Source organism: Streptomyces sp. SKN60 (genome assembly GCF_026236535.1).
GTDB lineage: Bacteria > Actinomycetota > Actinomycetes > Streptomycetales > Streptomycetaceae > Streptomyces.
In genome coordinates this window covers 101,149-127,516 of the sequence record NZ_JAHTMW010000015.1, presented here as the reverse complement: position 1 = coordinate 127,516, position 26,368 = coordinate 101,149, and the positions used below count along the sequence as shown (strand labels likewise).

Here is a 26,368-nt window from a genome sequence, read left to right as displayed (position 1 = left end):
CTTCTAGCGTCTCGTCTGCGGGCAATACTAAGCGGTCGCTCACCTCCCGGCACGAGGGTCACCGGGTGAGAGCGGGCGGGCCGCCGGGTAGGCACCGCATCCAAGGGACGAGCCAAGGGCGAGGAGAACAAGCATGTCCACCACCGAGCAGCGGGTAGCCGTCGTCACCGGTGCGGCGCGGGGCATCGGCGCCGCCACCGCGATCCGGCTGGCGGCCGAGGGCCGCGCCGTCGCCGTACTCGACCTCGACGAGGCGGCCTGCAAGGACACCGTCGAGAAGATCACGGCCGCGGGCGGCACCGCGCTCGCCGTCGGCTGCGATGTCTCCGACGCCGCCCAGGTGGAGGCGGCCGTCGCGCGGGTCGCCGCCGAGCTCGGCGCGCCCACCATCCTCGTCAACAACGCCGGCGTGCTCCGCGACAACCTGCTCTTCAAGATGTCCGAGTCGGACTGGGACATCGTGATGAACGTGCACCTCAAGGGCGCGTTCCTGATGGCCAAGGCCTGCCAGAAGCACATGGTGGACGCGGGCTTCGGCCGGATCGTCTCGCTCTCCTCGTCCTCGGCCCTGGGCAACCGCGGCCAGGCCAACTACTCCGCCGTCAAGGCCGGTCTGCAGGGCCTGACGAAGACCCTGGCCAAGGAGCTCGGCAAGTTCGGCATCACCGCCAACGCCGTCGCCCCCGGCTTCATCGTCACCGAGATGACCGCGCAGACCGCCGAGCGCGTCGGCATGGGCTTCGAGGACTTCCAGGCCGCCGCCGCCTCCATGATCCCGGTGCAGCGGGTCGGCCGCCCCGAGGACGTCGCCAACGCCATCGCGTTCTTCGCGGGCGACGACGCCGGCTTCGTCTCCGGCCAGGTCATGTACGTGGCCGGCGGCCCGCTCAACTGACCGGCGGGGCGAGAGAAGAGGCGGGAGGAGCATCCCCATGAGCAGCAAGGAACTGCCCGAGCCGTCGGGCAAGGTCGCGCTCGTCACCGGCGCGAGCCGGGGCATCGGCTACGGCGTCGCCGAGGCCCTGGTCGCCCGCGGCGACCGGGTCTGCATCACCGGCCGCGGCGAGGAGGCCCTGAAGGAGGCCGTGGAACGGCTCGGCGCCGACCGGGTCATCGCCGTCCCCGGCAAGGCCCACGACGAGGCCCACCAGGCCGCCGCGGTCGAGGCGACCATGGAGGCCTTCGGCCGGGTCGACTTCCTGATCAACAACGCGGGCACCAATCCGGTCTTCGGCGCCATCGCCGATCTCGACCTGAACGTCGCCCGCAAGGTCTTCGAGACGAATGTGGTCTCGGCGCTCGGCTTCGCCCAGCAGACCTATCGCGCCTGGCAGAAGGAGCACGGCGGGGCGATCGTGAACATCGCCTCGATCGCCGGCGTCTCCGCCTCGCCGTTCATCGGCGCGTACGGAATCAGCAAGGCCGCGATGATCAATCTCACCCTCCAGCTGGCGCACGAATTCGCCCCGCTGGTGCGCGTCAACGCGATCGCGCCCGCCGTCGTGAAGACGAAGTTCGCGGCGGCCCTGTACGAGGGCCGGGAGGCCGAGGCGGCCGCCCGTTACGCGCTCGGCCGGCTCGGCCAGCCCGAGGACATCGGCGGCGCCGCCGCCTTCCTCACCTCGTCGCAGTCGGACTGGATCACTGGTCAGACGCTCGTCGTCGACGGCGGTCTTTTCCTGAACGCCGGTGTCGAGTGACCGGTATCCGGACACTCTGCTGAATTCTTGACCGGTTTGGCCCCGGTTATCCATCGAATGCCACAAGTGCCCCGCCAGGGTCGAACATTGACCTGGCGGGGCGCTGCGGTATGGTCGGCCGACCCCAGGCTGAACGAGGAGCGTGCACGTGTTCAACCGGACCAGTCTGCAGGCCGCTGCAGCCCTTGCGTCCATATCCCTCCTGTCCGGATGCGGTGTGTTTTCGGACAGTGAATCCGCAGCGGACCAGAGAATCGTCGTGGGGACGACGAGTTCTCCCAGCACCCTCGATCCGGCGGCCGCCTGGGACAATTCCTGGGAGCTTTTCCGGAATGTCTTCCAGACGCTCGTGGCATTTCCCACCGGGAGTACGACTCCGCAGCCGGACGCCGCCGACTGCGCCTTCAAGCAGGGCTCGTCGAGCCGGGTCTACGAGTGCCGGATCCATGACGGCCTCACCTTCTCGAACGGGCACAAGCTGGACGCCGAGACGGTGAAGTACTCGATCGAGCGGATCCGCACGATCAACGTCGAGGGCGGACCGAACGGCATGCTCGGCTCGCTCGACAAGATGGACGTCACCGACCCCCAGACCATCGTCTTCCGGCTCAACAAGCCCGACGCGACCTTCCCCTTCATCCTCGCCACCCCGGCCATGTCGATCGTCGACCCGGCCGAGTACCCCGCGGACAAGCTCCGCGAGGACGGCAAGCTGGTCGGCTCCGGCCCGTACACCCTCGACTCCTACACCGAGGGCGACAAGGCCGAGCTCACCCGCAACCCCAGCTACAAGGGCTTCGCCGACCGCAAGAACGGCGGCGTGACCATCCGGTACTTCAAGGAGTCCGAGCCGATGGTCGCCGCCCTCAAGAAGAAGGAGATCGACGCCACCTACCGCGGTCTGACCGCCGAGGAGGTGGTCGACCTCCAGGCCGACAAGCCGGAGAACCAGAACCTCCAGCTCGTCGAGTCCACCGGCGCCGACATCCGCTACCTGGTCTTCAACGCCAAGGACCCCTCGGTCGCCAAGCCGGCCGTCCGCCGGGCCATCGCCCAGCTGGTCGACCGCGACGAACTGGTCAACAGGGTCTACCAGGGCACCGCCGAGCCGCTGTACTCGATGGTCCCCAAGGGCATCGCCGGCCACACCACCAAGTTCTTCGACCGCTTCGGCTCGCCCGACGCGGCCAAGGCCAAGAGCATCCTGCGCCAGGCCGGCATCACCGACACCGTGAAGCTGGACTTCTGGTACGCCACCGACCGCTACGGCTCCGCCACCGGGCCCGAGTTCATCGAGCTCAAGCGCCAGCTGGAGGCCTCCGGGCTGTTCGAGATCACCCTCCACGGCAAGCCGTGGAAGGAGTTCCAGGCCGCCTACCAGAAGGGCCAGTACCCGGTCTTCGGCCGTGGCTGGTTCCCCGACTTCCCGGACGCCGACAACTTCATCGCCCCCTTCGTGGGCAAGAAGAACGTCCTCGGCACGCCGTACGTCAGCCCGCGGATCACCGACGAGCTCCTCCCCAAGTCCCGGCGCGAGAGCGACCGCGGCGCCGTCACGGACGAGTTCACCGAGGCCCAGGAGATCATGGTGCAGGACGTGCGCCTGCTGCCGCTGTGGCAGGGCAAGCTCTACATCGCCGCGAGCGAGGACATCGCGGGCGGTGAGCGGGCCCTCGACCCGCAGACCGTCATGCAGATGTGGGAGCTCAGCCGCCGTACCAGCTGGTAGACGGTGGCCGGAAGTCGCCCGGGACCCGGGCGGCGGACGGTGTTGTCAGTGGGGCCCGGTAGGTTCTCGTGGAGATCAGACGAACGCCCACCGGAGGTTCCCGACGTGACCGACACCGACCTGCTGCCCGAGTCCTGGCGCGGCGTCCTCGGCGAAGAGCTGGCCCAGCCCTACTTCAAGGAGCTGACCGAGTTCGTCGAGGAGGAGCGGGCCAAGGGGCCGGTCTACCCGCCGCGCGAGCAGGTCTTCGCCGCCCTCGACGCCACGCCGTTCGACCAGGTCAAGGTCCTGATCCTGGGCCAGGACCCGTATCACGGCGAGGGCCAGGGCCACGGCCTGTGCTTCTCCGTCCGGCCGGGCGTCAAGACCCCGCCCTCGCTGCGCAACATCTACAAGGAGATGCAGGCCGAGCTCGGCCACCCCATCCCCGACAACGGCTATCTGATGCCGTGGGCCCGGCAGGGCGTCCTGCTGCTCAACGCGGTGCTCACGGTCCGCGCCGGCGAGGCCAACTCGCACAAGGGCAAGGGCTGGGAGAAGTTCACCGACGCCGTCATCCGCGCCGTCGCCGACCGCCCCGACCCGGCCGTCTTCGTGCTGTGGGGGAACTACGCGCAGAAGAAGCTGCCGCTCATCGACGAGGAGCGGCACGCGGTCGTGAAGGGCGCCCACCCCTCGCCGCTGTCGGCGAAGAAGTTCTTCGGCTCGCAGCCCTTCACCCAGATCGACGCGGCCGTCGCCGCGCAGGGCCACGCGCCGATCGACTGGCGCATCCCGAACCTGGCCGGCTGACCCCTCGGGGCCGGATCGGAGCCGGCTCGGATCCGGCGCGCCGAAGGCACACCTCGGGCGCCGGATCCGGCAGGCTCGGAGCGGGACCGAACACGGGGAGGCCGTGATGACCGGGCAGCAGGTGGCGGACGACGCCGTCATGACCAGGATCGGGCAGGCGGTCATGCTGCTCCACGGCGGCGACCGGGAGGAGGCCCGCAACCGCTTCGGCGCGATCTGGGACCAGCTCGGCCCCGAAGGGGACCCGCTGCACCGCTGCACCCTCGCCCACTACATGGCCGACGCGCAGGACGACCCGGACGTCGAGCTGGCCTGGGACCTGCGCGCCCTGACCGCCGCCGAGAGCCTCGACGAGGACCGGCTCGCCCGCCACGACGCGTCGGTCGCGCTGCGCGCCCTGGCCCCCTCGCTCCATCTCAACCTGGCCGCCGACTATGTGAAGCTGGCCCGCCCCGACGCCGCCCGGATCCATCTGGACCGGGCCCGCGCCGCCGCCGAGTCGCTGGACGACGACGGCTACGGCAACGGGGTGCGGGCCGCGATCGACCGCCTCGAACGGCGGCTGCGGGGCGGTTTCCCGGGCCCGGCCTAGCGGGATAGCGGGCTCAGCGCCCGTACACGCCCTTGCAGATCCGCGCCTGCGGACTGTCCGGGCTCCACCCGCCGTACGACTGCCCGAGGGTGCACACACCGGCCCGGTCGCGCGGGACCTCCGGCACCTTCGGACCCTTGGGCCCCTTCGGCAGATGGAGCTCGGGCGTCCGGTGCCGCTGCTGCTGCGGTACGGCGGAGGGGCGCGGGTGTTCGGTGCGGCGCGGCCGGGCGGGGGCCGGCGGACTGTCGTCGGTGCGCCGCCGCTCCACCGCCGTCTGCGGCTCCGGGGGATCGGGCAGAGCCGCCTCCAGGGCCTCGCGGGCGGGCCCCTGCACGATCTGCGGGGCCACGTCCTGGCCGTCGGGGGAGGCGGCGCTGCCGGCGGAGGCGGCGGGCGCGGGGGCCGTGGGCGGCGGGTCGACGGCGACACAGCCCGTCAGGGCGGCGGCCATGGCCACGCCGGCGAGCAGCGTCACTGTGGTTCGGGTTCCATGCACCCGCGCAACTCTGCAGGTCGGGACGGCTTTCGCGTACCCCTACTCGCGGGGAATGCCCCGCATGAGTGATCACCCCGGCCCGGGCTGACCGGGACGGCGCCGGTGGCGCGCGGGGCCGGGCGCGACCGGTTGCGGTCAGGCGCCGGTGGCGCCGTCGATGCGCTCGCGGATGAGGTCCGCGTGGCCGTTGTGGCGGGCGTACTCCTCGATCATGTGGAGGTAGATCCAGCGCAGGTTGATGAGCTCGCCGGTGCGGTGGTGGGTGCCCGCGCAGAGGTCGTCCAGCGCGCGCCCCTCGGCCAGCTTCCGGGCATGGGCGATCTCTGCCTGCCAGGTGGCGAACGCCTCCGCGTAGCCGTCGCCGTCCGTCGTGTGGATGCCCCGGTCGAAGTCCTCGTCGGTGGCGTAGAGCCACGGGGCCGTCTCGCCGCCGAGGACCTTGCGGAACCAGCCGCGCTCGACGTCGGCCATGTGCCGGACCAGGCCGAGCAGATTGAGCTCGGAGGGCGGCACGGACACGGTGCGGAGCTGCTCGTCGGTGAGGCCCGCGCACTTCGCCGCGAGGGTCGCGCGGTGGAACTCGAGCCACTGCTCCAGGGCCTGGCGCTCACCCGTGGTGGTGTCCGGGTAGACGCGCTCGGGTGCTGCCGTGTGATCGGTCGTCATGAAGGGCATCGTCGCGGACGGCCGGGCCCGGGTGCCAGCGCTTTAGGACTGCCCGCCCCGCCCGGCACCCAGCATGCCCCGCAGCAGTTCGTCGAAGCCGGTGCGCAGTTCCGCGCGGCTGGGCACGGCGGCGTGGAAGGAGCCGGCCGCGCAGGAGAACATCAGCCCCTCGCACCAGGCGATCAGGGAGAGCGCGTGCCGCTCGGGCTCGGCCGAGCCGGCCGCGCGCATCATCGCGGTCACCGGGCCGTGGAAGACGGCGCCGGCGGAGTCGAAGAAGGAGCGCAGTTCGGGCCGCCGGGTCGCCTCCAGGGCCAGTTCGTAGCGGGAGACGAGCAGCGACCGGTGGTCCGTCAGATAGCGGTGCAGCGCCAGCGCGAGCGCGTCGACCAGGGCCTCGGGCGCGGCGCCCGGCGCGGGCAGCTCGTGCGGGGCGAGGACGCCCGACTCCCGCTCCACCTGGCGGCGCACCGCGGTCTCCAGGAGCGCCTGGCGGGTGCGGGCGTGGTTGGAGGTGGAGCCCTGGGGGAGGCCGGCCCGTTCGTCGACGGCGCGATGGGTGAGCCCGCGCATCCCGCGCTCCACGAGCAGATCGAGCGCGGCGTCGCCGATCCGCTGGGCGCGGGTGGGCGGGGCGCCGGGGGCCGGGGCCGGGGCGGGTGCTGCGGTCATGGGGACAACCTATGCGACCCGTGCCGCCCCCACTGCCCACGCGACTACAGCTGTAGTACGGTGAGGGTGCGAGCGCACTACAGCTGTAGTGCGGGCTTGTGCTCTGCCGTCCGCCGTCCTCATCTGCCGTCCCTTCGAGGGGGAGTCATGGAACAGCACCGCGCCGTCGTCGTCGGAGCCGGCATCGGCGGTCTCACCGCCGCCGTCGCCCTCCGCGCCCACGGCTGGGACGTCACCGTCCTCGAACGCGCCGCCGACCTCGCGCCCGTCGGCGCCGGCATCGGTCTCGCCCCCAACGCCCTGCGCGCCCTCGACGTCATCGGCCTCGGCACACCCGTCCGCGCACTCGCCGCCTGGCAGGGCGACGGCGGCATGCGCCGCCCCGACGGACGCTGGCTCGCCCGCACCGACGCCCGGGCCGCCGCCGCCCGGTTCGGCGACCCGCTCGTCCTGCTGCACCGCGCCACCCTGGTCGGACTGCTCACCGCCGCCCTGCCCGACGGCACCGTCCGCACCGCCACCCCCGCCGCCCTCGCCCACCCCGGCGACGCCTCCCAGCCGGCCCGCGTCACCACCCCCGACGGCGAGATCGACGCCGAACTCGTCGTCGCCGCCGACGGCATCCGCTCCGCCACCCGCGCCGCCCTCTTCCCCGCCCACCCCGGCCCCCGCTACTCCGGCTACACCACCTGGCGCACCGTCATCCCCGCCCCCGAACGCCCCTTCGCCCCGCACGAGACCTGGGGACCCGGCCGCCTCTGGGGCAGCCAGCCGCTCAAGGACGGCCGCGTCTACGCCTACGCCATGGCCGCCGCGCCCGAGGGAGCGCACGCGCCGGACGGCGAGAAGGCCGCCCTTGAGCGCCTGTTCGGCAGCTGGCACCACCCCGTGCCCGCGATCCTCGCCGCCACCGAGGAGAGCGCCGTCCTGCGCCACGACGTGCACCACCTCATCGACCCGCTGCCCGCCTTCCACCACGGGCGCACCGCGCTCCTCGGCGACGCCGCCCACGCCATGCAGCCCACCCTCGGCCAGGGCGGCAACCAGGCGATCGAGGACGCGATCGTCCTCGCCCACCACATCGGCGCCGGGCGGCCGGTGCCGGCCGCCCTCGCCGCGTACACGGCCGACCGGCTGCCCCGTACCACCGCGCTCGTCCGCAAGGCCGCCCGCACCGGACGGCTCGCGCTGCTCTCCGCCCGGCCCGCCGTCGCCCTGCGGGACGCGGCCGTGACCGCCGTCTCCCGCTTCGGCCCCGGCCTCGTCCTGCGCGGCTTCGACGGCATCGCCGACTGGCGCCCGCCCACCGACGCACGCCCGAACACCGGGCGCCCGGAAGGGAGTCCGGCCGCCGGCCCCACGGGCGATCCCGCCGCGAGCCCGACCCACAGCCGCCCCGCGTAAGCTGACCCGCGCCGCGCAGGCCCGACCGCCGCGCGCGGCGACGACGAGGCGACAAGGGCAAGGAGAACCCCCGTGAAGGTTGGCTGCATCGGACTGGGCGACATCGCGCGCAAGGCCTACCTGCCCGTCCTGACCGCCCTTCCCGGCGTCGAACTCCACCTGCAGACCCGCAGCCGCACCACCCTCGGCGAACTCGGCGACACCTACCACCTGCCCGCCGCCCGCCGTCACGCCGACCTCGACTCACTGCTCGCCGCCGGACTCGACGCCGCCTTCGTGCACGCCGCCACCTCCGCCCACGCCGAGATCGTCACCCGGCTCCTGGAGGCCGGCGTGCCCACCTACGTCGACAAGCCGCTCGCCTACGAGTACGCCGACTCCGAGGCCCTGGTCGCCCTCGCCGAGAAGCGCGGAGTCGGCCTCGCCGTCGGCTTCAACCGCCGCCTCGCCCCCGCCTACGCCCAGTGCGCGGACCACCCGCGCGAACTGATCCTCATGCAGAAGAACCGCATCGGACTGCCCGAGGACCCGCGCACCTTCGTCCTCGACGACTTCATCCACGTCGTCGACACCCTGCGCTTCCTCGTCCCCGGCGAGGTCGAGCACACCGATGTGCGCGCCCGGGTCCGCGACGGACTGCTGCACCACGTGGTGCTCCAGCTCTCCGGCGACGGCTTCACCGCCATCGGCATGATGAACCGCCTCAACGGCTCCACCGAGGAGATCCTGGAGGTCTCCGGACAGGACACCAAGCGCCAGGTCCTCAACCTCGCCGAGGTCGTCGACCACAAGGGCCAGCCCAGCGTGCGCCGGCGCGGCGACTGGGTGCCGGTGGCCCGCCAGCGCGGCATCGAGCAGTCCGTGACCGGCTTCCTCGACGCCGTGCGCGCGGGCCGGACGCTCAGCGCCCGGGACGCCCTGCGGACCCACGAGCTGTGCGAGTACGTGGTGCGCCAGGTGCTCGCCCAGGCCTCCTGAGCACCGGCGCCCGGCGCCACGGCCGCCCGCCGAGGCAGGCCAGGACGATCACGGCGAACGCCCCGTACACCGCCCAGTCGCCCGTCCGCTCGTACAGCGTCGGACCCCCGCCGAGCGGCAGCGCGTAGACGGCCGACGTACTGCTGGCCATGCCGAGCTCGGGCCCGATCCGCCGCCCGTCGGGACCGTACGCGGCGCTGATCCCGGTCAGCGTCGCGTGCACCACGGGGCGGCCCGTCTCCGCCGCCCGCAGCGCGCCCAGCGAGGCGTGCTGCGCGGGCGCCCAGGAGTGCTGGAAGGTCGAGGTCGAGGACTGGGCGACCAGCACGTCCGCGCCGTCCCGGGCGAGCCGCCGGCTCATGTCGGGGAAGGCGGTCTCGAAGCAGATCAGCGGCCCGATCCGCAGCCCCGCAGGCCCGGGCCCGGCCGCCGCCGGCAGCGTCATCACCACCGGCGCCGTGCCGCGGTGCCGGTCCTCGCCGGCCGCCTTGCCCACCGAGGTCGCCCAGCCGAGCACCGGCCGGGCCGGGATGTACTCGCCGAACGGCACGAGCCGCATCTTGTCGTACCGCTCGCCCGTCGGCCCGTCCCGGTCGATCAGGATCGCGCTCTTGAAGATCCCCGGCCGGTCCGAGCGGCGCGCGTCCACGTTCACCAGGATCGGCGCGTCCACGGCCCGGGCGAGCGTGGTCAGTCGCGCCGTGAGGTCCGGCCGGGCCGACAGGTCGGTGCCGACGCTGCTCTCGCCCCACACCACCAGGTCGAGGCGCTGCCCGGCCAGCGTCCTGGTCAGCTCCTCGCTCCGGTCGAAGCGCTGGCCCGGCGGCGGGATCAGTCCGGGCTGCACCACCGCGATCCGCACCGTGCCCGCGCCGCGCGAGGGCGCGCCGGCCCACCACGCCAGGCCCACGAGGAGGGCGCAGCACAGCAGCCCGGCCACGGCGGTACGGCGCAGCGGCGGTACGGCGAGGAACAGGGCGACGGCCGTGTTCACGGCCACCACGAGCAGCGTCACCAGCCACACCCCGCCGACCGAGGCGAGCCGCAGCCCGGCCGGCACCTGCCACTGGCTCGCCCCGAGCAGCCCCCAGGGCCCGCCGAGGCCCTGCCAGGAGCGGACCAGCTCGACGAGCAACCAGCCGGAAGGTACGACAAGCAGCGCGGCCGCCGCCCGGCGCGGCGACGACGTCCCGCCCAGCATCGCCCGTACCAGCCGCCCCCAGGGCAGCCACAGGAGTCCGAGCAGTGCGGCGATCACCAGCAGGAAGACATGCAGGCTGGGCAGCAGCCAGTGGTGCACGGCCACCATGAACCCGATCCCGCCGCACCAGCCGTCCAGACCGGCCCGGCGCTGGTCGGGCGCCGTGCGGATCAGCAGCAGCCAGGGGACGAGCGCCAGATACGCCCACCACCACAGGCCGGGCTCGGGGAAGGCGAGGGCGGGCAGCGCCCCGAGGAGGAACGCGAGCCCGGACCGCCCGAGCCCGTGGAGCCGGCCGCCCGGCGGGGCCCCGGCGCCGGGAGGAGCAGCCGGAGCGGTCCCGGTGCCCGTACCCGGGCCGAGCCTCGTGTCCGTACCCGGGCCGGGCGCGGTGTCCGGCCCCGTGTCCGTACCCGGGCCGGTCCCCGCGTCCGGCCCGGTGCCCGTGCCCGCTCCGGGCGCCGTCCCGGCCGCCTCCGGCCGGTGCGCGAACGGGATCCGCATGCCCTGCCTCCAGGTGTCGCCTCCAGTGTGCGCGCGCCGGTCCCGGCGGGCCTCACATACGGCGCCACCTCTCCTCGACCACCACGCCGCGCAGCCGCCAGCCGGCGTCCGTGCGGAGCGCGGTGAAGGCGTACCGCCCGCCGCACACGAAATCCTCGCCCGACTCGAAGCGCATCGGGTTCACGTAGTCGGCGCGCACGCTGGCCGTGTCACCCGGAAAGCCCCCTCCGTCCGCCACCCGGAACCGGCGGTTGACGATGAGGTGCTGTCGTACGGGAAAGAGCCGCATCGTCCCGGCCAGCCACTCGGCGACCTCCGCGGCCGGCCCCTCCATCCCGCCCGAGCCCCGGTAGTCGGCGCGGCCGCCCGGGGCGAACAGCGCCCGGTACGCGGTCCAGTCGGAGTCGTCCACGGCCACGGCGTAGCCGGTGACCAGGTCGTCGAGGGCGAGCCGGTCCATCACGCCGGCGAGATCCACGCGCTGCGTCATCGGCTCAGTGTCGGGCAGCGGACGCGAGACGCCAAGGGCCCGTACGGCTTCAGCTGTACGGGCCCTCGGCGTCGGTGCCGGCGGTTCCGGTGCGGTCAGCCCGCGGACTCACCGGCGTGCGGGCTGAGCACACCGGTGGCGACCAGCACGAGGAGCACGATGCCGAGCAGGATCCGGTAGATCACGAATGGCATGAAGGACTTCGTGGAGATGAACTTCATGAACCACGCGATCACCACGTAGCCCACCACGAACGCGATGATCGTGGCGAAGATCGTCGGGCCCCAGGAGACGTGGCCGCCCTCGGCCGCGTCCTTGAGCTCCAGGCCGCCGGAGGCGACCACCGCGGGGATGGCGAGCAGGAAGGAGTAGCGGGCGGCGGCCTCACGGGTGTAGCCCATGAGCAGACCGCCGGAGATGGTGGCGCCGGACCGGGAGACGCCCGGGATCAGGGCCATCGCCTGGCAGACGCCGTAGATCAGGCCGTCCTTGATGCCGAGCTCTGCCAGCGTCTTGCGCTCGCGCGCGGCCCGGTGCCGGCCGCCCAGCTCGTCGCGGGCCGCGAGCCGGTCGGCGACGCCGAGCACGATGCCCATGACGATCAGCGTGGCGGCGGTGAGCCGCAGATCACGGAACGGGCCCTCGATCTGGTCCTTGAGCGTGATGCCGAAGACGCCGATCGGGATCGAGCCGACGATGACCAGCCAGCCCATCTGGGCGTCGTGGTCGGAGCGCATCGCCTTGTCGAAGAGCGAGCGGAACCAGGCCGAGATGATCCGCCCGATGTCCTTGCGGAAGTAGATGATGACCGCGGTCTCGGTGCCGATCTGGGTGATGGCCGTGAACGCGGCGCCCGGGTCCTCCCAGCCGGCGAAGGCGGCGGTGAGCCGCAGGTGCGCGCTGGAGGAGATGGGAAGGAACTCCGTGAGCCCCTGGACGAGCCCGAGGATGAACGATTCGAACCAACTCATGGGGCCAGGGCCGTCCCGAATGTGCTTGTGCGGTCATAAGGTCGGTGCGCAGCGTACCGTCCCGAGATGACGCGCCCGCCACGGGGCCTGAGCCCCCCGGGTCAGCCCTCCACCGGGCCCGCCGTGGTCCAGCCCGGGGCCTGCATGTGGTGCTTGAGGGTGGTGGGGTCCGGCGCCGCGCCGCAGTGCCCGCACACCACCCGGGGGTCGAGGACCTCGCCGCAGCTGTGCTCCAGGAGCACCGGCCGGGCGTCCGGGTTGAGGTGGCGGTCGCCCCAGGCCATCAGGGTCAGCAGCACCGGCGCCAGTTCCTCGCCGGACGGCGTGGCCCGGTACTCGTAGCGCTTCGGCCGCTCGCTGTACGCCACCTTCTCCAGGACCCCGGCCTCGACGAGGCGCTTGAGGCGGGCGGTGAGGATGTCGCGCGGGGCGCCGGTGTTGCGGGCGATGCGGTCGAAGCGGCGGACGCCGAGGGAGATCTCGCGCAGCACGAGGAACGAGTACTTCTCGCCGACCAGCGCGAGCGTGTCGGCGATGGAGCAGGGGCGGGGAGCGGCCTTCATGGGCCCAAGCCTAAGGCAGCGAGGGGTGGGAGGGTTTGAAAATCCAACTCACTGGGTTATGTTACCGACGAGTGTTGGTCCAGTTATCCAACCCTGCACCCCAGGAGCCGTGTCATGCGCGACGCCGTCATCGTCGAAGCAGTCCGAACGCCCATCGGGAAGGGCAAGCCCGGCGGATCCCTCGCCGACGTCCACCCCGTCGCCCTCCTCTCCCACACCCTGCGCGCCCTGATCGACCGGGCCGGGATCGACCCCGCCCGCGTCGACGACGTCATCGGCGGCACCGTCGACCAGGTCGGCGAGCAGGCCATGAACACCACCCGGTACGCCTGGCTGGGCGCCGGCCTCCCCGAGACCGTGCCCGCCACCACCGTCGACCGGCAGTGCGGCTCCTCCCAGCAGGCCGTGCACTTCGCCGCCCAGGGAGTCATGTCCGGCGCGTACGACATCGCCGTGGCCTGCGGCGTCGAGTCGATGAGCCGCGTCCCGATGTGGTCCAACGTGCCGCCCGGCGCCGACCCCTTCGGCCCCGGAGTCGCCGCCCGCTACCCCGACGGCCTGGTCCCGCAGGGCATCAGCGCCGAGCTCATCGCCGCCAAGTGGTCGCTGAGCCGCGCCGCCATGGACGAGTTCGCCTCCGCCTCGCACACCAAGGCCGCGCGCAGCTGGGCCGACGGACTCTTCGACGATCAGGTCGTGCCGTACGGGGACGTGCGCCGCGACGAGTCCGTGCGGCCCGCCACCACCCCCGAGATCCTCGCCGGACTCCGGCCCTCCTTCGAGGACCCCGGCTTCGCCGAGCGCTTCCCGCAGATCGACTGGTCCGTCACCGCCGGCAACAGCAGCCCGGTCAACGACGGCGCCTCCGCCGTCCTCGTCATGGCCGCCGAGACCGCCCGCGCCCTCGGCCTGCGCCCGCTCGCCCGGCTGCACTCCTTCGCCGTCACCGGCTCCGACCCGCTGCTCATGCTCACCGGCGTCATCCCCGCCACCGAGAAGGTGCTGCGCCGCGCCGGCCTCGACCTCGCGGACATCGACCTCTTCGAGATCAACGAGGCCTTCGCGAGCGTCGTGCTCGCCTGGCAGCAGGAGACCGGCGCCGACCCGGCCAAGGTCAACGTGCACGGCGGCGCCATCGCCCTCGGTCACCCGCTCGGCGCCAGCGGCACCCGGCTCACCACCACCCTGGTGCACGCCCTGCGGGCGCGCGGCGGCCGTTACGGCCTGCAGGCGATGTGCGAGGCGGGCGGCCTGGCGAACGCGATGATCGTCGAGGCGCTGTAACCCCGAGCGGCTGAGGCTCAGGCCGACACCGGCTCCCGCTCCTCCTGCGGAGCCGGGTCGGCCGGGGCTGCCGCGCCCCCGCCCGAGGCCGCCGCCCGGAGATGGTGCCGCTTGCGCCAGCCCACCACCGCGGCGACCGCCGCCGACAGGACGATGAAGCCCGTCGAGATCAGGAAGGCGGGGGAGGTCGGGGACGTCGCCTCGCTGCCCGCGATCACATACGCCACCGTGTTCGGTACGGAGCCGAGCGCGGTCGCGAGAAGGAACGGCAGGCACCGCATCCGGGAGACGGCGGCCGCGTAGTTCGCCACCACGAACGGCATCCCGGGGAAGAGGCGGATCGCCAGCATCGACCGGAACCCGTGCCGGCTCAGCTGGCCGTCCGCCGCCTTCAGCCACCGGCCCCGTACATAGGGGCGCAGCGCCTCCTGGCCGAGCGCCCGGCCCAGCGCGAACGACAGACCCGCGCCCAGGACCGTGCCGCCGAGCGCCGCCGCGAAGCCCGCCTGGGTGCCGAACAGCGCCCCCGCCGCCAGATTCAGGATCGGCCGCGGCACCAGGGCCGCCGTGCACACCCCGTACGCGAGCCCGAAGACCAGCACGGCGCCCGCGCCGCTCAGCTGCGGCGGCCAGCCCGCGGACAGCAGCCGCTGCGGTTCGAACAGCAGCACCGACACGCCCGCGGAGAGCAGGATCAGGGCGAGATACGCCAGCCGGGCCTTGGGCGAGAGCAGCATTCGGGGAGCGTAACCGACACCGGCCCGTGATCGCCGTCCGAGCGCCGCCGCCAGGGCTTTCGGAGTCCACGGCTTCTAGAGTGAAACGGTGACCACGACCGCCGTCCCCGAGAGCACCCTCGCCGACACGGTGCTCACCCGCCTCACCGAGGTGTATCCCGCGGCCGGCGACCCCTTCCGGGCGCAGGAGATGATCGCGTACATGAAGGGCGTCGCGCCCTTCCTCGGCGTGGGCACCCCCGAGCGGCGGGCCCTGTCCCGCACCGTCCTGGCCGGCCTGCCCGCCCCCGCCGAGTCCGACTGCTCCGCCGTGGCGCTGCGCTGCTTCGCGCTGCCCGAGCGCGAGTACCACTACTTCGCCGTCGACTACCTGCGCCGCCACGTCAAGCGCTGCTCCTCCGGCTTCCTGCCGGTGGCCCGCACGCTCGTCACCACCGTCTCCTGGTGGGACACCGTCGACCACCTCGCCGCGCACGTGGTCGGCGGCCTGGTCGCCGCCGACCCGGAGCTGGCCGGGACGATGGACGAGTGGATCGCCGACGAGGACCTGTGGGTGGCCCGCACCGCCCTCCTCCACCAGCTCCGCCACAAGGCGGACACCGACGCCGACCGGCTCTTCTCCTACTGCCTGCTCCGCTCCGGCCACCCCGACTTCTTCATCCGCAAGGCGATCGGCTGGGCGCTGCGCGAGTACGCCAAGACGGCGCCGGGCGAGGTGCGGGCGTTCGTCGCGCAGAACGGCTCGCGGCTCTCGCCGCTGTCGGTGCGCGAGGCCCTGAAGAACCTCTGACCTCCGACCTCCGACCTCCGACCTCCGACCTCCGACCTCTGACCTCTGACCTCCGGCCTCTGACCCCCGAGTCCTGAGCGGGGCCGCGGTCGTGTGAAGTCGGCGCGGCCGCACCGTAATTCGTTCGACGGCGGGAACCCGACCGGCCATCATCGGACGCATGTCCCGGTACGCCTTCCCCGCAGCGCCGTCCGCAGTCGCGGACGCGCCGAAGGCTGCCGTCTGCGCGCTGCCCGGCGGCGACCGAAGCTGACCCTCCCCGGACCGTCCGGCGGACCCCTCAGGGGGAGGGTCGGTTGAGCCCCGGGGTCCCCACTCACGCTTCGAGCAGGGAATCGAGCGACATCGTCATGTCCAAGCAGGTCTACGCCCGCACCAAGCCGCACCTCAACATCGGCACCATGGGTCACGTCGACCACGGCAAGACCACTCTCACCGCCGCCATCACCAAGGTCCTCAGCGAGCGCGGGGCCACCCGCTACGTGGCCTTCGACCGGATCGACCGGGCCCCGGAGGAGGCCCGGTGCGGCATCACCATCAACGTGGCGCACGTCGAGTACGAGACGGACACCCGTCACTACGCGCACGTCGACATGCCCGGCCACGCCGACTACGTCAAGAACATGATCACCGGCGCGGCGCAGCTCGACGGGGCGATCCTCGTCGTGTCCGCGCTCGACGGGATCATGCCGCAGACCGCCGAGCACGTCCTGCTGGCCCGTCAGGTCGGCGTCGACCACATCGTCGTGGCGCTCAACAAGGCGGACGGCGCGGACGACGAGCTGACCGACCTGGTCGAGCTGGAGGTACGGGAACTGCTCACCGCGCACGGCTACGGCGGCGACGCGGTGCCCGTGGTCCGGGTCTCCGGGCTGCGCGCCCTGGAGGGCGACCCGCGCTGGACGGCGTCCGTGGACGCGCTGCTCGACGCGGTCGACACGTACGTGCCGGTGCCGGTGCGCTATGTGGAGGCGCCGTTCCTGCTGCCGGTGGAGAGCGTGCTCACCATCACCGGGCGCGGCACCGTCGTCACCGGAGCCGTCGAGCGCGGCACGGTCCGGGTCGGCGACCGCGTCATGGTCCACGGCCCGGACACCGAGACCGTGGTCACCGGCGTGGAGACCTTCGGCCGCCCGATGGAGTCGGCCCAGGCCGGCGACAACGTCGCCCTGCTCCTCCGCGGCGTCCCGCGCGGCGCCGTCCGCCGCGGCCACGTCGTCGCCGCGCCCGGCACCCTCGCCCCCCGCCGCCGCTTCACGGCGCGCGTGTACGTCCTCTCCACCCGCGAGGGCGGCCGCGCCACCCCGATCACCACCGGCTACCGCCCCCAGTTCTACCTCCGCACCGCCGACGTCGTCGGCACCGTCGACCTCGGCCCCACCACCCCCACCGCCCGCCCCGGCGACACCCTCACCATGACCGTCGAACTCGGCCGCGACCTCCCCCTGGAGCCCGGCCTCGGCTTCGCGATCCGTGAGGGCGGCCGCACGGTGGGCGCGGGCACGGTGACGGAGGTGCTCTGAGGCCGGTACGGCGTCGCCGGGGCCCGGAAGCACTGCTTCCGGGCCCCGGCGGACAACCCGTCCCAACCCCTCCGTAAGACTCCTCCCATGATCGACACAGCGAGGCGGACGGCACTGGTTCTGGGCGCGGGCGGGATGACCGGGGCCGCTTGGGAGATCGGGGTGTTGTGGGGGCTGGCCGAGGCGGGGATGGACCTGAGCGAGGCCGATCTGGTGGTCGGGAGTTCGGCCGGGGCGGTCGTCGCGGCGCAGGTGGTGGGCGCGGGGATGGCGCTCGGGGAGCTGTACGAGGGGCAGTTCGGGGAGGCGGAGGGCGAGCTGCCCGCGCGGCTGCGGCCCGGGCAGGTCCTGCGTTACGCGCTCGCCGTGCTCGGGTCCCGTACGCCCGAGGAGTACGGGCGCAAGCTCGGCCGGCTCGCGAGCGCGGCCGACACCGTGGCGCCCGAGGCGCGGCGGGCGGTCGTGGCCGGCCGGCTCGGGGGCGAGGCGAAGTGGCCGGAGGAGCCGCGGCTGCTGATCACCGCCGTGGACGCCGACAGCGGCGCACTCACCGCCTTCGACCGGGCCGCGGGCGTCCCCCTCGTCGACGCCGTCACCGCGAGCTGCGCCATCCCCGGCGCCTGGCCGGTGGTCGAACTCGCCGGGCGCCGCTGGATCGACGGCGGCCTGCACTCCACCGCCAACGCGCACCTCGCCGCCGGCTACGAGCGCGTCGTGATCGTCGCGCCCAGCGCCGCCCGCAACAGGGCGCTGCACTCCCCGGCCCGCCAGGCCGCCGCGCTCGCCGCCGCCGGCGCCCGCGTCGAGGTCATCACGCCCGACGCCGAGTCCAAGCGGGCCTTCGGCCGCGACCGGTTCGACCTGACCCGCCGTGGTCCGGCCGCGCGGGCGGGCCGGGCGCAGGCGGCGGCCCACGCGAACGCGGTCGGCGTGCTGTGGGCGCTATGAGTGGGTGAGTGACCGGGTTCGCGTCGTCCGCGTGACTCGCCGTGGTCCGGCCGCGCGGGCGGGCCGGGCGCAGGCGGCGGCCCACGCGAACGCGGTCAGCGTGCTGTGGGCACAATGAGCAGGTGAACGACCAGATTCCCGTCATCCGTGACGTCGACGGCGGCACCGCCCGCCTCATGCCCGACGTGGACACCGAGCACGGCTGGCTGCTGACCGTCGACGGCGCGCCCCAGTCGTACGTCGACCTCGACGACCCGGCCCACCTGGAGTTCGAGTACGCGCAGCGGCTCGCCCACCTCCTGGACCTGGTCGCCGACGAGGGCGCCCCGCTCGACGTCGTCCACCTGGGCGGCGGGGCGCTCACCCTGCCCCGCTACGTGGCGGCCACCCGGCCCGGCTCCCGGCAGCGGGTCGCCGAGGCCGACCTGGGGCTGCTCGACCTGGTCGCCGAGCAGCTGCCGCTGCCGCCGGACTCCGGTATCGCCGTGCACGGCGCGGACGCCCGCGCCTGGCTGGCGGACGAGCCGGCGGACTCGGCCGACGTGCTGATCGCCGACGTCTTCGGCGGCTCGCGGGTCCCCGCGCACCTCACCTCCGTCGAGTACGCCCACGAGGCCCGCCGCGTCCTGCGCCCGGGCGGCGTCTACGCGGCGAACCTCGCCGACGGCGCGCCCTTCGACTTCCTGCGCGGCCAGCTCGCCACCTTCGCCGCCGTCTTCCCCGAGCTCGCGCTCGTCGCCGAACCGGCCGTGCTGCGCGGGCGCCGGTTCGGTAACGCCGTCCTGATCGCCTCCGACCGGGAGCCCGACCTCGCGGGCCTCGCCCGCCGTACCGCCGCCGATCCGTTCCCGGCGCGGGTGGAGTCGGGCGAGGACGTCGTCCGGTTCATCAGGGGCGCGCAGCCGGTGCACGACGCGGACGCCGTGCCGTCACCCGTCCCGCCGGACGGCACCTTCGGCATCGGCTGAGGACGGAGAGGGAGGAGAAGGAGGAGAAGGAGGAGCAGCCGGCCCGGCCCCCGCCTCCGCGACCGTCACCCGCTTCGTACGCCGCGTCAGATTCCGTACGTCCGGCACCAGCAGCACCAGCGCCGTGACGAGCACGATCAGCGCCGCCGACCCCCACAGCGCCGTACCGCGGCCGAGAACGGTCTCCGCCGGCCCCGCGAGGGCCGTGGAGAGCGGCAGCATCGCCGTGGAGCCGAACCAGTCGTAGGCCGAGACCCGGGACAGCTTCTCCTCGGGGATCTCCTGGTGCAGCGTCGTCATCCAGGACACGCCGAACACCTCGATGGCGACCCCGCTGACGAACATCGCCGCCCCGAGCCCGACCACGTCGAGCGGCACCGCGAGCGCCGCCGAGGGCAGCGCGATGGGGAAGACGCACAGGGTGCCGACGAGCAGCATCCGGCGCGGTTTCCAGCGGGCCATCAGAAGCGCGCCGGCCAGCGTGCCGACGCCGAACGCGGCGAGCGCGAGGCCCCAGGGCCGGGCGCCGCCCAGCTGATCCCGGGCGACCAGCGGCCCGTACACCGACTCGGCCGCGCCGACGAGCGCCACCACGATGGAGAACTGGGCGACGATCGACCACAGCCAGGGGCGGCCGGCGAACTCGTCCCAGCCCTCCCGCAGATCGGCGAGCAGCCCGCCGCCCGGCGCCCGCTCGGGGATGTGCCGCACGTCGAGGAAGGCGCGCAGCGCGCCCGCGACGGCGAAGGCGCCGGCGTCGATGGCGAGCACCCAGCCCGGTCCGACGGCGGCGATCAGCGCGCCGCCGAGCGCGGCGCCGCCGATGCCGGCGCCGTTCATCGCCATCCGGAAGAGGGCGAAGGCGCGGCCGGCCTGCTCGCCGTCCACGCTGGACATCAGCATGGCCTCGGCGGCCGGGTTGAAGAACGCCTGCCCGGTGCCGCACAGCGCGGTCAGCAGCATCATCTGCCACAGGCGTGCCTCGCCGGTGAGCACGAGGACCGCGAACACGGCCTGCGAGACGCAGTTGAGGGCGTTCGCGGCGACCATCACCCGGTGCCGGGGCACCCGGTCGGCGACCGCGCCGCCGATGAGCAGGAAGAGCACGAGCGGGAGGGTGCGGGCCATCGCCACCAGGCCCACGTCACCGCCGTCGCCGCCGGACTGGAGGACGGCGAACGCCGCCGCGATCAGGGCACCGTGGGTGCCCAGGTTGGTGACGATCGCGGCGGCGGTCAGCAGCAGGTAGTTCCGGCCCGCCCAGCCGGGTATGCGAGCGGGGATCACGACTCCGGCGACTCGGGGGCCAGCCGGACGGTGGAGACGATCTTCTTGATGGTGTCGTCCGACAGCTCCTCCTTCACGCCGTCCGCGGCGTAGAGCACGAAGGAGGAGAAGTCGCCCTTCGCGTTCTTGAAGGAGAAGGCGACGGACTTGCCGTCCGACTCGCACTTGTTGCGCTTCTTGATGTTGGGCGCGACGGCGGTCGCCATGCTGCCCTGCAGGCCCGAGGCGGAGGTGAACGGCACGGCCTTGGTGATCTTGATGGTGCCCTTGGGCATGTGCTGGGCGTAGCCCGCCCACACCCAGTTGCCGGCCTCGTTGTACGCCGCCTCCGCGGTGTCCTTGGCGCCCTGGCCGCCCTTGGTGCCGGCGGTGCTCAGGCCCCAGGTCTCCTCGGAGCCGTTCTTGTCGGTGTCGTACGCGCACCAGTTGCTCTTCAGGTGCGCGGGCGCCGACATGGTGACGACGGGGGAGCCGTCGCCCTTCTTCTCGTCCTCGAAGTACGTGACCACACCGGGCTTGGAGAGCTCCCAGTCCGGCGGGACGTCGAAGAGGGTGCCGTACTTGGGGTTGTAGACGACCTTCCAGCCGGGGATCGTCGGCTGGTGCTCGGCGCCGTTGCGCGGGTTGTCGAGCGGCGGCGTGGAGGTGCTGCCGCTCGGCGTGCTGCTCGACGACTGCGAGGCCTTCGGGTCGGCCGCCTGGTCCTTCTTGTCGTCGTCCTTGCCGACGACGAGGAAGGCGGTCACGCCGGCGGCCGCGAGGACCGCGACGGCGGCGACGATCGCCACGATCGTCGTCTGCTTCTTCTTCCCGCCGTCACCGCCGCCGGGCTGCGCCGGGCCGGGCATCCCGTACTGCGCCACCGTCGGCTGCTGGTACGGGTTCGGCTGCCCGTAGCCGGGCTGCTGCCCGGGCTGCGCGTACGGGTTGGGCTGCTGGCCGTACGCGGGCTGCGGCACGGTCGGCTGCTGGTACGGATTCGGCTGTCCGTAGCCGGGCTGGGCGCCGGGCTGGGCGCCCGGCTGCTGTCCCGGCTGCGCGTACGGGTTCTGACTCTGGTCCTGCGGGTTCTGCTCGCCCCCGGGCGGCTGCTGTCCTGGCCACATGGGCCGTAACGATAGAGGGGTGGCGGGTGCGGGGCTACGGCCGCCCCCGTGCGGGGATGGCGAAGACTACTACTGGTGGGTAACATCACGGCCCATGAGCGCAGACCAGATGACCGTCGGCGAGATGCTCGCCGCCACGGTGCCCATGGCCCGGACCCTCAACCTGGAGTTCCTGGAGACCACCCCCGAGCGCGCCGTCGTGCGTCTCCCGGACCAGCCGGACTACCACAACCACGTCGGCGGCCCGCACGCCGGCGCCATGTTCACCCTGGCCGAGTCCGCCAGCGGCGCCATCGTCCTGGCCGCCTTCGGCGACCAGCTGGGCCGCGCCGTCCCGCTCGCCGTGAACGCCGACATCGCCTACAAGAAGCTCGCCATGGGCGTCGTCACCGCCACCGCGACCCTGGGCCGCCCGGCCGCCGAGGTCGTCGCCGAGCTCGACGAGGGCAGCCGCCCCGAGTTCCCCGTCCACATCGCGATCACCCGCGAGGACGGCGCCGTCACCGGCGAGATGACGGTCCTGTGGACCCTGCGCCCCAACGGCCAGGGCAAGTGACCTCCTGACGTCCCCCGCACCGCCCGGGCCGCGACGGGGCCCGGACCGCCCCGGGGGCCGTCACCCGGCGGACGCTCCTGCCGAGCGCTCCGCCTTCTTCCACGGCCGGACCCCGAGCCGGCCCGTCGTGCCGAGATCGAGCTCCGGCGTCACGATCACCGGAGCGGCGCCCGCCTTCGCCCGGACCCGCACATGGGGCACGGTCACCGGCGTGCCCGCCTCCGTCGTGTTGCGCCAGACCAGGGTCGCGGTCGCCGCCTCGGCGGGTCGCAGCACGACCCGCCGCGGCGGCTCGTCCGGACCGGCGCCGGTGGTGATCTTCCCGCTGCCCTTCAGCACCTCGATGCCGCCGACCGGCTTCATCCGGGAGTCGAGCAGCTCCAGGAGCGGATAGCCCTCCACGGTGTAGTCGCGGGTGCCGCAGTTCTCCAGGTGCAGCCCCACGACGCGCAGCCCCATGGCCGCGTCGCCCCGGTCCGCGTAGACCCGGATGCCGGACGCGGGGCAGGCGCCGTCCTCGGCCGGGGCCTCGCCCGCCGGCACCGTGGTCACCTCGAAGACCTTCGCCCCCGTCACCCGGGGCGTGCTCGGCGGCAGTTCCCCGGCCCGTACCGTGCCGTGCACCGTCTTCCCCGGGCCGACGTCCCGCACGGTCACGGTCTGGTTGGACATCGCCCCGCCGGCCGCGTCCGTGAAGGTGACGATCACCGTGTAGGTCAGGGTCTCGGTGCCGGTGTTGGTGACCTCGTACGTGGCGGAGATCCCCGAGTCCGAGGACGACGGCGAGGACGACGGTGAGGGCGAGGGCGAGAGCGGCGGCAGGGTCAGCGAGGTGATCCGCACGCCGTCCTTGCCCGGGTCGTCCACCGGTCTGGCAGACGGCGCGCCCGGTGCGCGTCCGCCCGCCTCGACGTCCCCGATGCCGGCCGGCTGCGTCCCGCAGGCGGTGAGCAGCAGGGCGGCCGCGGCGAGGACCGGCAGGACAGGGGTGCGCTTCGTCATCCGGTCATCCCATCAGCGCCGACACCCGACGCCTGTGAGGGAAGCCATAGTTCCGGTCACAGGGATGTCACAAGCGGAGCCCCGGCCGCCCTCCGGGGCTGAGAGGCCGCTCAGCGCCGCCAAGGTAGGCTTCCCTGAATCGCGCCACCCAACGGGAGAGGAACCCGCGTGCACGTCCAGGAATGGCTGGAGACGATCCCCGCGGTCGCCGTCTACGCACTGGTCGGGGTGGTGATCGGGGTCGAGAGCCTGGGCATCCCGCTGCCCGGCGAGATCGTCCTCGTCAGCTCCGCGCTGCTCGCCTCCCAGCACGGCGACATCAACCCGTACGTCCTGGGCGCCTGCGCCAGTGTCGGCGCGATCGTCGGCGACTCCATCGGCTACGCGATCGGCCGCAAGGGCGGCCGGCCGCTGCTCACCAGGCTCGGGAAGAAGTTCCCCAAGCACTTCAGCGAGGCCAACATCGGGCTCGCCGAGCGCTCCTTCGAGAAGTGGGGCATGTGGGCGGTCTTCTTCGGCCGCTTCGTCGCGCTGCTGCGGATCTTCGCCGGCCCGCTCGCGGGCGTGCTGCGCATGCCGTACTGGAAGTTCCTCATCGCCAACGTGCTCGGCGGCATCCTCTGGGCCGGCGGCACCACGGCCGTCATCTACTCCGTGGGCATCGTCGCCGAGGCCTGGCTCAAGCGCTTCTCCTGGCTCGGCCTGGTGCTCGCCGTACTCATCGGGCTCGCCTCGATGCTGATCATCAAGAACCGGGCCAAGAAGGCCGCCGCGGCCGCCGAGACCCGGTCGAAGACGGAAACGGAGGCGGCTGCGACGGCGACCGCCGCAGCCGAGTAGCGGCCGTTCCGCCGCGCTACGCGCCGAACGCCTCGGCGTGGCCCTTGGCCAGGTGCAGGTACATCTCCGCATTCAGCCGGATGCCCGCCTGCTCCTCCTCGGTCAGGGGCCGCCGCACCTTCGCGGGCACGCCCGCGACCAGCGAACCCGGCGGCACCTCCATGCCCTGCGGGACGAGCGCCTGCGCGGCGATCAGTGAACCCGCGCCGATCACCGCCCCGTTGAGGACCGTGGCGCCCATGCCGACCAGCACGTCGTCCTCGATGGTGCAGCCGTGCACGGTCGCGTTGTGACCGATCGTCACCCGCGCGCCGATCCGCACCGGGAAGCCCGGGTCGACGTGCACGGTGCAGTTGTCCTGGACGTTCGCCTCCTCGCCGACCTCGATCGGCCCGCAGTCCGCCCGCAGCACCGTGTGGTACCAGACGCTGGCGCGCGGCCCGAGGGTGACCTCGCCGAGCACCACCGAGGTCGGCGCCGTGAAGGCGGTCGGGTCGACCACCGGCTCCTTGCCGCCCACGCCCTTGATCAACGCCCCGGTCACGTCCGTCGCCTCTGCCATCGTCTCGCTCCTGCTTCGCTCTTCAGTCGTTCGATCGGGTCGGCCGATCGGTCGGTCGCGCCTGCCTGCGAAGCGTAGCCGCGGCCCATGACGGACATCACAGCGCACCGCACTGATCAGCGACGACACCGCCGACTACGGTGTCCGGGTGCCCCGGAACCGAAACACGTTCTCTTTCTCCTCGCTGACCGCCTGGCGGCGCCGCGCCGTCGCCCGCGCCCTGCAGGGCGGCTGGCGCCGGATCCAGCAGGCGGGCGCGGTCACCGCCGAGCACCCGGGACGGCTGCGCTTCCGCGCGCTCGGCGAGGGCACCCGGCTCGCGTTCCCGCAGGGCACCGTGTTCGGCGAGCAGTGGATCGAGATCGGCGCCTGCTGCATCATCGCCGAGCAGGTCACCCTGACCGCCGGCATGCTGCCGGACCTCGACCTCGGCACGGAGACCGTGCTGACCCTCGGCGACGGCGTCGTCCTCGGCCGCGGCAGCCATGTCATCGCCGACGCGCCGATCAGCATCGGCTCCGACACCTACTGCGGGCCCTACGTCTACATCACCTCGACCAACCACAGTTACGACGACCCCGACGTGCCGATCGGCCGGCAGTGGCCGCGCTCCGAGCCGGTCCGCATAGGCCCCGGCTGCTGGCTCGGCACCGGCGCGGTGATCCTGCCCGGCGCCCGGCTCGGCCGGAACGTCGTGGTCGCCGCCGGCGCGGTCGTACGCGGCGAGGTGCCCGACCACGCGGTGGTGGCCGGCGCCCCGGCCAAGGTGGTCCGCTCCTACGACCCCGAGAAGGGCTGGCAGCCACCGCTGCGCACCCCCGCGCCCCGCCCGCTCCCCGAGGGCATCACGCCCGAACAGCTCGCCGCCCTCGCGGGCCTGGGCCTCGACGAGCTGGACGAGCTGGCGAACCTGGAGAGCTGACGGGCGCCCAGGCCGTCTCTTCCGGACACGGCCCAGTCCTCTTGCGGGCCCGTGGCCTCGCGGCCCGGCGCCTGCCGAGGCCGGCACCTCGTCGGGGCCGACGCCCTGCGGGCGCGGCGGTCTGCGCCTGGCACCCTCCGGGCCCCGGCACGCGCGCGGAGCTGTCTTCGCGCCGTCAGCCCGTCGCGAGCAGGACCGTGCCGACCAGGGCCAGTCCCGCGCCGGCCGCCTGCACCGCGCGCAGCCGTTCCTTGAGCACGCCGCGCGCGGCGAGCGCCGTCACCACCGGGTAGAGGCTCGCGAGCACCGCGGCCACGGTGACCGGGCCGCGCTGCGCGGCCAGCGCGTAGGTGCCGTTGGCGGCGACGTCCGCGAGACCGATGAAGGCGAGCGCGGGGAGCGAGGCGGCGATCGCCCGCAGGCCGCCGCCGTCCTCGGGCAGCGCCCGGCCGCCGCGCCGTACGGAGACCCACAGGGCCGCCCCGCCGACCGCGACATTGGCGACGCGCTGCACGAACAGCGCGAGGAAGAGGCCGGTCAGGGTGGTGGACGCCTCGGAGATCAGCGCCATCACGGCGCCGAAGCCGAAGGCCGCGACCAGGGTGAGCAGCACCGCCTGCCGCTGCACCGGCGCGCCGCGCAGTTCGGGGCCGCCCGCGAGGACCACGCCGAGGACGGCCACCGCGATGCCCGCGAACTGCAGAAGCCCGGGCCGGTCGCCGAGCATCAGGCCCACGCCGACCGGGACCACCACGCCCAGCGAGCCGAGCGGCGAGACCACGCCCATCGGGCCGAGGGCGAGCGCCTTGTAGAAGGCGAGCATCGCGACGGGACCGACCACGCCGGCCGCCACCGCGTACCAGAGCCGCGGACCGGCCTCGTCGAAGGCGCCGGTGGCGAGCACCACGGCGCCGAGGACGACGACGGCGATCGACTGCGAGACCACGACCACGGTCAGGGCGGGGAAGCGGCGGGTCAGCAGACCGCCGCCGAAGTCGGCGAGCCCCCAGAGCAGACTGGTGCCCAGGGCGAACAGCGCCGTCAGTGCGGTCATCGGGGGTGCCTCGCAGTACAGTGCGGTG

General features: G+C 73.4%; 28 protein-coding genes. 15 read left to right on the top strand and 13 right to left on the bottom strand.

The features are described 5' to 3' along the window. Positions 1 to 133 precede the first annotated feature (133 nt). The 5 genes from fabG to KV205_RS25010 all read left to right on the top strand — a co-directional run bounded on the left by fabG (position 134) and on the right by KV205_RS25010 (position 4,813). Positions 134 to 895, top strand: a complete 762-nt coding sequence (fabG, locus tag KV205_RS25030; RefSeq protein ID WP_265866845.1) for a 3-oxoacyl-ACP reductase FabG — start codon at positions 134 to 136, stop codon at positions 893 to 895. Positions 896 to 932: 37 nt separating this feature from the next. Beyond that, on the top strand, positions 933 to 1,700 hold the full coding sequence (locus KV205_RS25025) for an SDR family oxidoreductase (RefSeq protein WP_265866844.1): 768 nt from the start codon (positions 933 to 935) through the stop codon (positions 1,698 to 1,700). Positions 1,701 to 1,848: 148 nt separating this feature from the next. Beyond that, a complete protein-coding gene (locus KV205_RS25020; RefSeq protein WP_265866843.1) occupies positions 1,849 to 3,429 on the top strand; it encodes an ABC transporter substrate-binding protein in 1,581 nt (526 codons plus the stop codon). Between the two features lie 105 nt (positions 3,430 to 3,534). Further along, a complete protein-coding gene (gene ung / locus KV205_RS25015) occupies positions 3,535 to 4,221 on the top strand; it encodes a uracil-DNA glycosylase (RefSeq protein ID WP_265866842.1) in 687 nt (228 codons plus the stop codon). Between the two features lie 106 nt (positions 4,222 to 4,327). Next, on the top strand, positions 4,328 to 4,813 hold the full coding sequence (locus tag KV205_RS25010) for a hypothetical protein (protein ID WP_265866841.1): 486 nt from the start codon (positions 4,328 to 4,330) through the stop codon (positions 4,811 to 4,813). A gap of 13 nt (positions 4,814 to 4,826) precedes the next feature. On the opposite strand, the gene KV205_RS25005 is transcribed toward KV205_RS25010, so the two are convergent. From KV205_RS25005 to KV205_RS24995, 3 genes are all read right to left on the bottom strand, one after another. Beyond that, complete coding sequence (locus KV205_RS25005; RefSeq protein WP_265866840.1) at positions 4,827 to 5,312, bottom strand: hypothetical protein; 486 nt, start codon at positions 5,310 to 5,312, stop codon at positions 4,827 to 4,829. Between the two features lie 135 nt (positions 5,313 to 5,447). Continuing rightward, complete coding sequence (locus KV205_RS25000) at positions 5,448 to 5,987, bottom strand: DinB family protein (RefSeq protein WP_265866839.1); 540 nt, start codon at positions 5,985 to 5,987, stop codon at positions 5,448 to 5,450. Positions 5,988 to 6,020: 33 nt separating this feature from the next. Next, a complete protein-coding gene (locus KV205_RS24995; RefSeq protein WP_265866838.1) occupies positions 6,021 to 6,650 on the bottom strand; it encodes a TetR/AcrR family transcriptional regulator in 630 nt (209 codons plus the stop codon). A 147-nt stretch (positions 6,651 to 6,797) separates the two neighbouring features. Here KV205_RS24995 and KV205_RS24990 point away from each other — a divergent pair, with 147 nt between their 5' ends. Both KV205_RS24990 and KV205_RS24985 read left to right on the top strand, forming a co-directional pair. Continuing rightward, positions 6,798 to 8,054, top strand: a complete 1,257-nt coding sequence (locus KV205_RS24990; protein WP_265866837.1) for an FAD-dependent monooxygenase — start codon at positions 6,798 to 6,800, stop codon at positions 8,052 to 8,054. Between the two features lie 72 nt (positions 8,055 to 8,126). Continuing rightward, a complete protein-coding gene (locus KV205_RS24985; protein WP_265866836.1) occupies positions 8,127 to 9,032 on the top strand; it encodes a Gfo/Idh/MocA family protein in 906 nt (301 codons plus the stop codon). Here the strand turns inward: KV205_RS24985 and lnt are convergent. From lnt to KV205_RS24965, 4 genes are all read right to left on the bottom strand, one after another. After that, a complete protein-coding gene (gene lnt / locus KV205_RS24980; RefSeq protein WP_265866835.1) occupies positions 8,956 to 10,737 on the bottom strand; it encodes an apolipoprotein N-acyltransferase in 1,782 nt (593 codons plus the stop codon). The genes KV205_RS24985 and lnt overlap by 77 nt on opposite strands. A 52-nt stretch (positions 10,738 to 10,789) precedes the next feature. Next, positions 10,790 to 11,227, bottom strand: coding sequence for a nuclear transport factor 2 family protein (locus tag KV205_RS24975; protein ID WP_265866834.1), 438 nt, complete (start codon positions 11,225 to 11,227; stop codon positions 10,790 to 10,792). Positions 11,228 to 11,322: 95 nt separating this feature from the next. Next, on the bottom strand, positions 11,323 to 12,198 hold the full coding sequence (locus KV205_RS24970; RefSeq protein ID WP_265866833.1) for an undecaprenyl-diphosphate phosphatase: 876 nt from the start codon (positions 12,196 to 12,198) through the stop codon (positions 11,323 to 11,325). A gap of 101 nt (positions 12,199 to 12,299) precedes the next feature. Next, complete coding sequence (locus KV205_RS24965; RefSeq protein ID WP_265866832.1) at positions 12,300 to 12,761, bottom strand: helix-turn-helix domain-containing protein; 462 nt, start codon at positions 12,759 to 12,761, stop codon at positions 12,300 to 12,302. A gap of 114 nt (positions 12,762 to 12,875) precedes the next feature. Between KV205_RS24965 and KV205_RS24960 the strand changes: the two genes are divergently transcribed. Continuing rightward, entirely contained in the window at positions 12,876 to 14,045 is a 1,170-nt protein-coding gene (locus KV205_RS24960; protein ID WP_265866831.1) for a thiolase family protein, read from the top strand. A 17-nt stretch (positions 14,046 to 14,062) separates the two neighbouring features. Here KV205_RS24960 and KV205_RS24955 read toward each other — a convergent pair whose 3' ends face one another. Beyond that, on the bottom strand, positions 14,063 to 14,782 hold the full coding sequence (locus KV205_RS24955) for a TVP38/TMEM64 family protein (RefSeq protein WP_265866830.1): 720 nt from the start codon (positions 14,780 to 14,782) through the stop codon (positions 14,063 to 14,065). 88 nt (positions 14,783 to 14,870) lie between these two features. Here KV205_RS24955 and KV205_RS24950 point away from each other — a divergent pair, with 88 nt between their 5' ends. From KV205_RS24950 to KV205_RS24935, 4 genes are all read left to right on the top strand, one after another. Continuing rightward, positions 14,871 to 15,572 (top strand): DNA alkylation repair protein, encoded by a 702-nt coding sequence (locus tag KV205_RS24950; protein WP_265866829.1) that lies wholly within the window; start codon positions 14,871 to 14,873, stop codon positions 15,570 to 15,572. A gap of 350 nt (positions 15,573 to 15,922) precedes the next feature. After that, positions 15,923 to 17,095, top strand: coding sequence for an elongation factor Tu (gene tuf / locus KV205_RS24945; RefSeq protein WP_265866828.1), 1,173 nt, complete (start codon positions 15,923 to 15,925; stop codon positions 17,093 to 17,095). Positions 17,096 to 17,182: 87 nt separating this feature from the next. Then, the gene (locus KV205_RS24940) at positions 17,183 to 18,043 is read left to right on the top strand and encodes a patatin-like phospholipase family protein (RefSeq protein WP_265866827.1); all 861 of its coding nucleotides are present in this window, start codon (positions 17,183 to 17,185) and stop codon (positions 18,041 to 18,043) included. Between the two features lie 122 nt (positions 18,044 to 18,165). Beyond that, the gene (locus KV205_RS24935) at positions 18,166 to 19,011 is read left to right on the top strand and encodes a spermidine synthase (protein WP_265866826.1); all 846 of its coding nucleotides are present in this window, start codon (positions 18,166 to 18,168) and stop codon (positions 19,009 to 19,011) included. Here the strand turns inward: KV205_RS24935 and KV205_RS24930 are convergent. Then, positions 18,973 to 20,298, bottom strand: a complete 1,326-nt coding sequence (locus KV205_RS24930; RefSeq protein ID WP_265866825.1) for an MFS transporter — start codon at positions 20,296 to 20,298, stop codon at positions 18,973 to 18,975. The two genes, KV205_RS24935 and KV205_RS24930, sit on opposite strands and share 39 nt — an antisense overlap. After that, positions 20,295 to 21,404, bottom strand: a complete 1,110-nt coding sequence (locus KV205_RS24925) for a hypothetical protein (RefSeq protein ID WP_265866824.1) — start codon at positions 21,402 to 21,404, stop codon at positions 20,295 to 20,297. The genes KV205_RS24930 and KV205_RS24925 overlap by 4 nt, the downstream gene beginning before the upstream one ends. Positions 21,405 to 21,498: 94 nt before the next feature. Here KV205_RS24925 and KV205_RS24920 point away from each other — a divergent pair, with 94 nt between their 5' ends. Beyond that, positions 21,499 to 21,960 carry a DUF4442 domain-containing protein gene (locus KV205_RS24920; RefSeq protein ID WP_265866823.1) on the top strand — a complete coding sequence of 154 codons (462 nt, stop codon included), beginning with the start codon at positions 21,499 to 21,501 and terminating at the stop codon, positions 21,958 to 21,960. 60 nt (positions 21,961 to 22,020) lie between these two features. Here the strand turns inward: KV205_RS24920 and KV205_RS24915 are convergent, their stop codons facing one another. Continuing rightward, positions 22,021 to 22,962, bottom strand: coding sequence for a DUF4232 domain-containing protein (locus KV205_RS24915; RefSeq protein WP_265866822.1), 942 nt, complete (start codon positions 22,960 to 22,962; stop codon positions 22,021 to 22,023). 168 nt (positions 22,963 to 23,130) lie between these two features. Between KV205_RS24915 and KV205_RS24910 the strand changes: the two genes are divergently transcribed. Next, the gene (locus KV205_RS24910) at positions 23,131 to 23,802 is read left to right on the top strand and encodes a DedA family protein (RefSeq protein WP_265866821.1); all 672 of its coding nucleotides are present in this window, start codon (positions 23,131 to 23,133) and stop codon (positions 23,800 to 23,802) included. A 16-nt stretch (positions 23,803 to 23,818) separates the two neighbouring features. On the opposite strand, the gene KV205_RS24905 is transcribed toward KV205_RS24910, so the two are convergent. Beyond that, positions 23,819 to 24,364: a gamma carbonic anhydrase family protein gene (locus KV205_RS24905; RefSeq protein WP_265866820.1), complete on the bottom strand. Its 546-nt coding sequence runs from the start codon at positions 24,362 to 24,364 to the stop codon at positions 23,819 to 23,821. A 148-nt stretch (positions 24,365 to 24,512) separates the two neighbouring features. Between KV205_RS24905 and KV205_RS24900 the strand changes: the two genes are divergently transcribed. Beyond that, a complete protein-coding gene (locus KV205_RS24900) occupies positions 24,513 to 25,286 on the top strand; it encodes an acyltransferase (RefSeq protein WP_265866819.1) in 774 nt (257 codons plus the stop codon). Positions 25,287 to 25,461: 175 nt separating this feature from the next. Here KV205_RS24900 and KV205_RS24895 read toward each other — a convergent pair whose 3' ends face one another. Beyond that, entirely contained in the window at positions 25,462 to 26,331 is an 870-nt protein-coding gene (locus tag KV205_RS24895; protein WP_265866889.1) for a DMT family transporter, read from the bottom strand. Positions 26,332 to 26,368: the final 37 nt, after the last annotated feature.

Coding starts and splice junctions, on each gene's coding strand:
- KV205_RS24970 (WP_265866833.1), bottom strand. CDS start 12,198: ATGAGTTGGTTCGAATCGTTCATCCTCGGGCTCGTCCAGGGGCTCACG.
- fabG (WP_265866845.1), top strand. CDS start 134: ATGTCCACCACCGAGCAGCGGGTAGCCGTCGTCACCGGTGCGGCGCGG.
- KV205_RS24915 (WP_265866822.1), bottom strand. CDS start 22,962: ATGACGAAGCGCACCCCTGTCCTGCCGGTCCTCGCCGCGGCCGCCCTG.
- KV205_RS24990 (WP_265866837.1), top strand. CDS start 6,798: ATGGAACAGCACCGCGCCGTCGTCGTCGGAGCCGGCATCGGCGGTCTC.
- KV205_RS25025 (WP_265866844.1), top strand. CDS start 933: ATGAGCAGCAAGGAACTGCCCGAGCCGTCGGGCAAGGTCGCGCTCGTC.
- KV205_RS24995 (WP_265866838.1), bottom strand. CDS start 6,650: ATGACCGCAGCACCCGCCCCGGCCCCGGCCCCCGGCGCCCCGCCCACC.
- KV205_RS24955 (WP_265866830.1), bottom strand. CDS start 14,782: ATGCTGCTCTCGCCCAAGGCCCGGCTGGCGTATCTCGCCCTGATCCTG.
- KV205_RS24960 (WP_265866831.1), top strand. CDS start 12,876: ATGCGCGACGCCGTCATCGTCGAAGCAGTCCGAACGCCCATCGGGAAG.
- KV205_RS24940 (WP_265866827.1), top strand. CDS start 17,183: ATGATCGACACAGCGAGGCGGACGGCACTGGTTCTGGGCGCGGGCGGG.
- lnt (WP_265866835.1), bottom strand. CDS start 10,737: ATGCGGATCCCGTTCGCGCACCGGCCGGAGGCGGCCGGGACGGCGCCC.
- KV205_RS24920 (WP_265866823.1), top strand. CDS start 21,499: ATGAGCGCAGACCAGATGACCGTCGGCGAGATGCTCGCCGCCACGGTG.
- KV205_RS24975 (WP_265866834.1), bottom strand. CDS start 11,227: ATGACGCAGCGCGTGGATCTCGCCGGCGTGATGGACCGGCTCGCCCTC.
- KV205_RS25000 (WP_265866839.1), bottom strand. CDS start 5,987: ATGCCCTTCATGACGACCGATCACACGGCAGCACCCGAGCGCGTCTAC.
- KV205_RS24965 (WP_265866832.1), bottom strand. CDS start 12,761: ATGAAGGCCGCTCCCCGCCCCTGCTCCATCGCCGACACGCTCGCGCTG.
- tuf (WP_265866828.1), top strand. CDS start 15,923: ATGTCCAAGCAGGTCTACGCCCGCACCAAGCCGCACCTCAACATCGGC.
- KV205_RS25010 (WP_265866841.1), top strand. CDS start 4,328: ATGACCGGGCAGCAGGTGGCGGACGACGCCGTCATGACCAGGATCGGG.
- KV205_RS24905 (WP_265866820.1), bottom strand. CDS start 24,364: ATGGCAGAGGCGACGGACGTGACCGGGGCGTTGATCAAGGGCGTGGGC.
- KV205_RS24925 (WP_265866824.1), bottom strand. CDS start 21,404: ATGTGGCCAGGACAGCAGCCGCCCGGGGGCGAGCAGAACCCGCAGGAC.